Raw genomic sequence first — 7,716 nt, forward strand, 5'->3', positions numbered from 1 at the left:
TGCGACCCGGACGGCCCGGTCGGCCGAGCGATGTCGGGTCAGCCCTTCGCGCCCCCGGTGAAGTTCCAGCCGGCGAGCTGCAGCGACGGGGCGATGATCATGCCCTCGCCGAAGTCTCCGGACGCGTAGCGGTCGTCGCCGCCGAGCTGCAAGACCTGCCCCTCGCCGAGCGCGGCGGTGAACGACTGCGTGAACCGCAGGTTGCCGACGGCTCCGGTGACCTGGCCGTCCTCGATGAGGAAGGTGCCGTTGCGCGTCAGGCCGGTGACCACCTGGGACTTCGGGTCGAGGATGCGGCAGTAGTGGAACTGGGTCACGAGCAGGCCGCGCTCGACCGACGCGATCATCTGGTCCGATGTGGCCGCGCCCGGTCGTAGCACGAGCGTGCCGGGCATCGCACCGAAGCCCTCGCCGCCGGGGAGCGCGTCGCCCGTGGTGGTGGCCCCGACCACCTGTGCCGTCCGACGGTCGTGGGCGAGGTTCTCGGTGATGCCGTCCGCGACCAGCGGGTAGCGCCGCCGTGGCGAACCTTCGGCGTCGAACGGCAGCCCCAGCGAACGCGGATCGCTCGGATCGGCGGTGATCGTGATCGAGGGGTCGAACTGCTGCTCGCCGATCTCCGCGAACGACGCTCCCTCGTGGTGGGCCTTGCCGTTGAAGCCGTACACCGCGATGAACGTGAGCACCGTGGCGACGGCCTCGGGCATCAGCACGACCGGGTAGGTCCCAGGGTCGATGTCGACGGCCCGCTCACTCCGGCGGGCCAGGTCGGCCGCCCGCGCACCCGCGGCGGCGGCGTCGAGTTCGCTCAGCCGGAACGAGGTCGCGTGGCCGCTGCCCGCGGAGGTGGCGGTCTGGTGGATCCCGTCGAGGGTCGCGCGTGTGGCGGCGCCGCTGACCCGTTGCCCCGCCGTGGACGCGAAGGCGGCCTCGGTGGTCGCGGTGTCGACGAAACCCGCGGCGCGCAGGCCCGGTCCCTCGTCGACGAAGGCCTTGACCAGCTGGGCACGGTCGCCGGGTGCTGCGTCCGCCGTCGCCGGGTCGAGGTTGCCGGTGCCGGACACGTCGACCCGCGGGGTGGCGCCGGGCCACGTCGGATCGACCGGCTGGACCTCGGCCGAGGTGAGCGTGCGCTCGACGAGCTGACGCAACCCCTCCGGGTCGGTGTCGGTCGTCGACGCGGTGGCGGTGCGTCCCTCGATGGCGAGGGTCAACCGGACCTCGCGGGTGTCCTCACCGACGTGCTGGTGGATGAACGAGTTGGCGAACCGCGTCAGCCCGTGACGGGTCCGGGTCACGCTGACGTTGGCCTCCGCATCGGAGCGGTGAGCCCCGACGCTCGCGATCACGTCGTCAGCGAGCTCCTGCAGCTGTCCTTGGACGTCGCTCACGCTCACCCCTTCACCCCGACGCGGACGTTCCTGAACCGGCCAGGAGATGCCGGGTGGCCGGTGTGGCCCACCTGCATCGGCTGGCCCTTGCCGCAGTTCGGCAGCCCCCAGGGCACCCACTCGTCCTCGCCGGCGAGCCGGTCGAGAGACCCCCAGAACGTCGGGGTGATGCCGGTGTAGGTCGGGTTCTTGACCATGCGGGTGCGCTCGCCGTCGACGACCTCCCACCCGATCTCGCAACCGAACTGGAAGTTCAGGCGCTTGTCGTCGATCGACCACGACCGGTTCTGGGCCATGACGACGCCACGTGCGGTGTCGGCCACGATCTCTTCCATGGTGCCCTCACCGGGCAGCAGTCCGACGTTGGTCATCCGCACCATCGGTAGCCGGTTGAACCCGTCGGCGCGGACCATCCCTCCGGGTGGCAGACCGGCGAGGTGCGCCGAGTCCCGGCCCGACAGGACGCCGACCCAGGTGCCCTCGCGCACGATGTCGACCTTCTGCGCCGGTGTGCCCTCGTCGTCGTACCCGAAGGTGGAGAGCGCACCGGGGATGGTCGCGTCGGCGGTGATGTTCATGAGCTCGGAGCCGTAGCGCAGCGACCCGAGCTGCTCGAGGTCGAGGAACGAGGTGCCGGCGAACGCCGCTTCCCACCCGAGGATGCGGTCGAGTTCGGTGGCGTGTCCGACGGACTCGTGGATCTGGAGCGCGAGCTGGGTGGAGTCGAGGATGAGGTCCATCTCACCGGCGGGGCACGGTGCGGCCGTCAGCAGCTGCACGGCCTCCTCGGCGATGGGGACCGCGTTCGCGGGGAGGTCGAAGCGCCGCACGACCTCGTAGCCGCCGGTCTCGACGTGCCCGAAGGACTGGGGGTAGCTGCGCCGCTGGGTCTCCTGGTCACCGACGGCGGTGGCGTCCATACCGCAACCGGTCTCGACCAGGTGCTGGGCGATGCGGTGGCCCTGCGAGGACACGAACCACTTCTCGGTGTCCCAGAACATCAGCTGCGCCGTCGCGACGGCGACACCGTCGACGCCCAGCATGTCGCGGGTCACGCCGGTGACCAGCTCCACCTTCTCGCTGAGCGGGACCGCGAACGGATCCTCCTCGTGCGGGGTGCGGTAGGTGTCCTGGCGGACCTCGACGTCGGCGAGTTCCAGGCCCTTGCCGGGCACGAGGGCGGACGCCTTGGCCGTCGCGGTCGCCTCGGCGCCGGCCTTGGCCGCGGCGGCGTCGGTGAGGTCCGAGGTGGCGGCGAACCCCCAGGAGCTGCCGATCAGCGCGCGGACACCGATGCCGAGGTCCTCAGCGGTCGCGACCGTCTCGAACTCGCCGTTGCGGGCCGCGATCCGTTCGCTGCGGCGACGGACCAGACGCGCGTCGGCGTAGGTGGCGCCGGCTGCGAGGGCGGCTTCGACGGCGGCACCGGCGAGGTCGAAGCCGGTGTCATCGAGCGGACGTTCTGGCACGGGGCTGGTCTCCCACGTCGGGGCACGAGCGTGCGCGGGACGCTAGCGGCGAGGTCGAGGCGCGGTCGGGCGTGCGCGGGTGGCAGGATGGGCACATGGCACGTATCGACGTCGAAGCGTTCGAGGACGAGTGGGAGGATGACCACGCGTTCGTCGAACCGCGCCGCAAGACCGACGCGCTGTCCGAATCCGCCAAGCGCAAGGTCGCCGAGCACGAGGTCGCACGTGTCGTCGCGGTCGACCGTGGCCGCATCACCGTCGTGTTCGAGGATGAGCTGCTGCCCTCACGGTTCGCTGGCGGCATGCGCGGCACCAAGGTGTCCGTCGGCGACCGCGTCCGTGTCGTCCCGCCCCGGGACGTCAACGACGTGGCGCGGATCACCGAGCTGCTCGACCGCGACAGCTGGCTGATCCGCACCGGTGACGACGCGCAGGAGGACGAGCGCGTCGTGGTCGCCAACGCCGACCAGATCGTGGTGGTGCTCACCGCCGACCACCTCGACGTCGGCGTCCGGTTCGCCGACCGGGTGCTCGTCGCCGCCTCGGTCGGCCGGCTCGACCCGGTGCTGTGCCTCAACAAGGTCGACCTCGTCACGGACCGGTCCACGCTGGACGATGCGGTGGCGCGCTACGAGGCGATCGGGGTCCCGGTGCGGATCACCTCGGCGGAGACGGGGGAGGGGGTCGACGAGCTGCGGATGCTGCTGGCCGGGACCTGGACCGCGTTCACGGGCCATTCGGGGGTCGGCAAGTCATCGCTGTTCAACCTCCTCGTGCCCGACGTCGACCAGGTGGTGGCCGAGATCGGACGTTTCGGCGGACGCCACACGACCGTGGCGGCGATCGCGGTGCCGGTGCCCGGCCTCGAGGCCTGGTTGGTCGACACGCCGGGTGTGCGCTCGTTCGGGTTGGGAACGCTCGACGCGGATCACCTCGCCGACCACCTGCCGGAGCTCGCCCAGCTCGACTGCGAGCTCGACGACTGCCTGCACGATGGCGAACCGGGCTGCCGCCTTCCGGCCGCGTTGGCCGCTGGCGAGGTGCACCCGGCACGGCTCGACACCTACCGCCGGCTCCTGTCCGCGCTGCGGGACGCGGAGGGTTGAGCCTCTAGGGTCGTGGGCCCGAGATCGCTGGAGGGACCGTGGCACGGCAGACGACGTTCGGGCGTCAGCTCGAACGTGAGCTGGTGCGGTCCGCCAAGCGCGGGCGTCCGACCCACGGTGCGCTCCGGCGTGCCGCCGACGACGCGCAGCTGGTGGCCGATCGGTTCACGGTCCGTCCGGGCTGGGACCGCGTCGAGGACGGCCGGGCCGTACGCCTGTCACCCAGCGAGACCATCGAGGTCACCCGGTTCGGTCGGTTCGCACCGCGCGATCCGCTGGCCGTCGTCGTCGGGTGGCGCTCGGCCGGACGAGCGCTCGGCGTCGGCATCCTCGCAGCTGGCATGGGTCTGTCGTGGTGGCGGGGATCGCGCTGGCGGACCGGTCCGCTCGGGATGCTGGGCGACGACGACCGTCCCTGGTGACCCGGCCGGGCGCGGATCCGCACCCGTCCGCGCGTCACCGCTACCCTCCCGCACGCCCCACGGCGGGGTGGCCAAGTGGTAAGGCAGAGGACTGCAAATCCTCCATCACGGGTTCGATTCCCGTCCCCGCCTCTCGCGTCGGAACACCCAGAACACGCCACGTTAGCGCTCTCCTGCGACGCGACGTGGCGTCCTTCGTGCTCGTGGCGACTCCGCAACCCTCCGCAGACCTTGGCAGCATCTGCCCAGCGGTGTTCCGGGCCTGTTCCGGTCGGTCCGCACACACATCGGGCTCGGTCGTCGAGGATGAGGTCCTCGGTGACGATGCGCAACGCCAGGCGGTCGCTGCCCCTGCAGTGTCCGCTCCGTGCGACCCGCACGGCTCGCTCGAAGCGCCGACGGGCTCCAGTCTGGTCCCCGATACCGGCGCCAGGCCCGTTGCCGTCCCACTACCAGGTGGAGTCCGCACTGTGATGATCGGCGGGTGTCTCTCGGCGCCGCTCCGCACATAGTCATACCGAACCCTGTCTGTGTCAACGGGCGGATCCTGGGGTGGTTCGAGCGCAACGTGGCTGGGCCCGGTGCCGGGTGACGTCGGGCGGGGTGAGCGTTACGGTGAACTGGTCCGGGGAAGTGACTCGAATTCCAGGTCAGTGTCCTGTCGGCTTCGGCCTGACCTACGCGGCCTGGCTGTCCTCCCCGGACGCTTCATGCGCGGCGAGGTCGGCCTGCAGGGCGCGGTAGACCGCGTTGGACAGGTGGCGCTTGAGCGAACGGGTCGCTTCGGCGCGGGTCTTGTCTTCCGCGAGCTTGCGGTGGATGTAGATCCGTCCGGCGCTGTTCGGCAGGTTGCTCTGGACCCGCGCGGCGATGTGCAGGACCTTGTTCATCTCGCGCTGCCCACCGAGGTTGAGCCGGTAGCGCACCACCTCGCCCGAGGACGCGGCGACGGGTGCGGTCCCGGTGAACGAGGCGAAGTGGTCGGCGTCGGGGAAGCGCCGGACGTCGCCGACGATGGAGATGATGGTGGCGGCCGCGACCGGTCCGATCCCGTCGATGTCCATCAGGCAGGTGCCGTAGTCGGCCAGCGCTTGGCCGAGTTCGGCGTCGATGGTCTTGCGCTTGCGATCGAGGCTGCGTAGCTCGGCGAGCAGCTCGACCACGGTCAGGCGGCGCATCGCCCCGACCGGGTTGGTGGGCCGGATCTTGCGCAACGCAGCCGCGGTCTTGTCCGCGCTCAGATGCCGTGGAACACCGCCAGGGACCAGTTTGACGAGCTGTTCGTGGATGGCGACCAGGGCGCGTTGCCGGGTCGAGACGATCCGCCAGCGGCGCTCGAGGATCAGCCCCAGGACCTGCGGGGTCCCGTCTGGCACCACTGTTCGCAGCCGGCGGGCGTGTCGGCCGGCGACCGCGGTCGAGCGGGCGTCGTGCGCGTCGGTCTTGTGCCCTGAGCCTGACAGCTTGCGGACCTGGGCCGACAGCGCCGCGGGCACGTCGCGGACCTGCTCGTCGGCCTCGAGCAGCTGCCGGGACAGCAGCCAGCCGAGCCCGTTGGCGTTCTCGATGGCCCAGATCCGCTGGGGCCAGCGGTCGGCCCACGCCAGGAGGCGTTCGATCTGCCGGGCGTCAGCGTCGATGCGGAGCTCGTCAAGCACCACGTCGTGTTCGTCGAGGGCGACCGCGGTGTGCGATCGCTTGTGGGGATCGATCCCGATCATGACCGTCATGAAGGCTCCTTCCACCAGTAGCGACGGTCACCCCTGGCGGGCATACCTCATGCGAGTGATCTGCCGCATTCCTGTCTCGAGCCACGCCAGAGGCGGATCTCGACGGGCGGCAGTTCGTAATCAGGCCAAACGCCACCGAAACAGCGGCCGGCAGGCGGTTATGGAGTCAACCCGCCGAGATCCTCGACGTTAGGAGTCTCCGCAAGATAATTTGGTCGTTTGAGGGTGGTGTTGTAGGCTTGGGGTATGGAGGTCACCGAGGCCGGGCTGGCGCAGATGCTGACCGCGGTGCTTCCGCAGTTGGATGAGCGTCAGCGGCGGGTGCTGATCGGGGCGCAGGCACGGGCGTTGGGGCGTGGGGGCATCGCGGCGGTCACGCGTGCGTCGGGGATGAGCCGCACCACGGTGTCCAAGGCTGCTTCGGAGGTCGGTGAGGAGGCCATGCCGCAGGCTCGGGTGCGTGGTGAGGGTGGGGGCCGGAAGCGGCTGATCGACACCGACCCGGATCTGTTGGCCGACCTCGATGATCTGGTCGAGCCCGAGTCTCGGGGCGATCCGATGTGTCCGCTGCGCTGGACCGCGAAGTCGACCGGCAACCTCGCGGACGCTCTCGAGCAGATGGGCCATCAGGTGTCGGCGGACACTGTGGGGCGGCTGCTCAAGCAGATGGGCTACTCGCTGCAGGCGACCCGCAAGACCCGGGAGGGCTCCGACCATCCCGATCGTGACGCGCAGTTCGGGTACCTCTCGCAGCAGGTCGCTGAGCACCTGGCCGCTGGTCAGCCGGTGATCTCGGTTGATGCCAAGAAGAAGGAGCTGGTGGGCCGCAAGTCCAACAACGGCCGTGAATGGCAGCCCAAAGGTCAACCGGCCGAGGTCGACACCCACGATTTCCCCGACCCACAGATCGGCAAGGCGATCCCCTACGGGGTGTACGACGTCGGCGCGAACCAGGCATGGGTGTCGGTCGGCGGCGACCACGACACCGCAAGCTTCGCGGTCGCAACCATCCGCCGCTGGTGGCAGCAGATGGGCTCGCACATCTACCCGCAGGCCGACCGGCTGCTGATCACCGCGGACGCGGGCGGATCCAACGGCTACCGCCCCCGGCTGTGGGAGGTCGAGCTTGCGGCGCTCGCGGCCGAGGCCGGCCTTCGGATCACCGTGTGCCACTTCCCGCCCGGAACCTCGAAATGGAACAAGATCGAACACCGGCTGTTCTCCGCGATCACCGCCAACTGGCGTGGACGGCCGCTGACAAGCCACCAGGTCGTGGTCAACCTCATCGGTGCGACCACGACCCGCACCGGGCTGAAGGTCAACGCTGAACTCGACGAGGGCTACTACCCGCTGGGCGTCAAGATCACCAAGAAGGTGCTCAAGGCCCTGCCCATCGCGGCTCACGAGTTCCACGGCGACTGGAACTACACCATCGCACCCGAACAACCCCACTCCGACTGACGAACCACAACCATGTTATTTTGCGGAGGTTCCTTGGGTACGAGCCCTACGCCGTGCCCTCATCACACCATGCAGGCTGTCGCAAAATGAACCCCGTCAGACTCGGAGACACCACATATGGGGGACAACTGTCGGTG

5 protein-coding genes, 1 tRNA gene and 1 pseudogene are annotated in these 7,716 nt (G+C 69.9%); 4 read left to right on the forward strand and 3 right to left on the reverse strand.

Annotation, left to right across the window (positions count from 1 at the left end):
- Positions 1 to 38: 38 nt before the first annotated feature.
- Positions 39 to 1,391, reverse strand: coding sequence for a TldD/PmbA family protein (locus WEB03_RS04000; protein ID WP_368069682.1), 1,353 nt, complete (start codon positions 1,389 to 1,391; stop codon positions 39 to 41).
- A 2-nt stretch (positions 1,392 to 1,393) separates the two neighbouring features.
- The gene (locus tag WEB03_RS04005; RefSeq protein WP_368069683.1) at positions 1,394 to 2,860 is read right to left on the reverse strand and encodes a TldD/PmbA family protein; all 1,467 of its coding nucleotides are present in this window, start codon (positions 2,858 to 2,860) and stop codon (positions 1,394 to 1,396) included.
- Positions 2,861 to 2,955: 95 nt separating this feature from the next.
- Between WEB03_RS04005 and rsgA the strand changes: the two genes are divergently transcribed.
- The 3 genes from rsgA to WEB03_RS04020 all read left to right on the forward strand — a co-directional run bounded on the left by rsgA (position 2,956) and on the right by WEB03_RS04020 (position 4,520).
- Positions 2,956 to 3,966, forward strand: a complete 1,011-nt coding sequence (gene rsgA / locus WEB03_RS04010; protein ID WP_368069684.1) for a ribosome small subunit-dependent GTPase A — start codon at positions 2,956 to 2,958, stop codon at positions 3,964 to 3,966.
- A gap of 38 nt (positions 3,967 to 4,004) precedes the next feature.
- Complete coding sequence (locus WEB03_RS04015; protein ID WP_368069685.1) at positions 4,005 to 4,388, forward strand: hypothetical protein; 384 nt, start codon at positions 4,005 to 4,007, stop codon at positions 4,386 to 4,388.
- A gap of 61 nt (positions 4,389 to 4,449) precedes the next feature.
- Positions 4,450 to 4,520: transfer RNA gene (locus WEB03_RS04020), tRNA-Cys, on the forward strand.
- A gap of 545 nt (positions 4,521 to 5,065) precedes the next feature.
- Here WEB03_RS04020 and WEB03_RS04025 read toward each other — a convergent pair.
- A complete protein-coding gene (locus tag WEB03_RS04025; RefSeq protein ID WP_368069686.1) occupies positions 5,066 to 6,118 on the reverse strand; it encodes an IS110 family transposase in 1,053 nt (350 codons plus the stop codon).
- A 246-nt stretch (positions 6,119 to 6,364) separates the two neighbouring features.
- On the opposite strand from WEB03_RS04025, the pseudogene WEB03_RS04030 reads away from it, so the two are divergent.
- Positions 6,365 to 7,561 (forward strand): annotated as a pseudogene (locus WEB03_RS04030) (ISAzo13 family transposase); the annotation flags it as partial.
- Positions 7,562 to 7,716 lie beyond the last annotated feature (155 nt).

This window comes from Nitriliruptor sp. (genome assembly GCF_040882075.1).
Classification (GTDB): Bacteria; Actinomycetota; Nitriliruptoria; order Nitriliruptorales; family Nitriliruptoraceae; genus Nitriliruptor.

Excerpts from the sequence above, each read along its gene's own strand:
- rsgA (WP_368069684.1), top strand. The coding sequence starts at position 2,956 with ATGGCACGTATCGACGTCGAAGCGTTCGAGGACGAGTGGGAGGATGAC.
- WEB03_RS04025 (WP_368069686.1), bottom strand. The coding sequence starts at position 6,118 with ATGACGGTCATGATCGGGATCGATCCCCACAAGCGATCGCACACCGCG.